At 58.8% G+C, this 308-nt stretch carries 1 pseudogene; it reads left to right on the top strand.

The features are described from left to right. Positions 1-12 precede the first annotated feature (12 nt). Positions 13-308: pseudogene (locus tag AO388_RS07150) on the top strand (DNA cytosine methyltransferase); the annotation flags it as partial.

Below are 308 nucleotides of genomic sequence, written 5' to 3'. Positions count from 1 at the left end.
CGAGGATGAACTATGTCCGCTCACCAGAAGAAACACCCCTTCGATTTTAAAACCCAATACGGCCTTGGCTTCAATCCGCAAGACGATGAGATCGTTGTGGACTTCTTCTGCGGTGGCGGCGGCGCCGGTACTGGGCTGGAAATGGGCCTTGGGCGCACCGTCAGCGTGGCCAAGAATCACAGCCCGGCAGCAATCAGCATGCACACCGTGAATCACCCGGGTGCGAAGCACTTCACGACCGATGTTTTCGACGGCGATCCGGATACCGAATGCGGTGGCAAGGCCGTGGGCTGGTTCCACATGAGCCC

It is taken from the genome of Pseudomonas sp. ICMP 10191 (assembly GCF_001467335.1).
Classification (GTDB): Bacteria; Pseudomonadota; Gammaproteobacteria; order Pseudomonadales; family Pseudomonadaceae; genus Aquipseudomonas; species Aquipseudomonas cerasi.
This window is presented reverse-complemented; position numbering and strand designations above follow the sequence as displayed.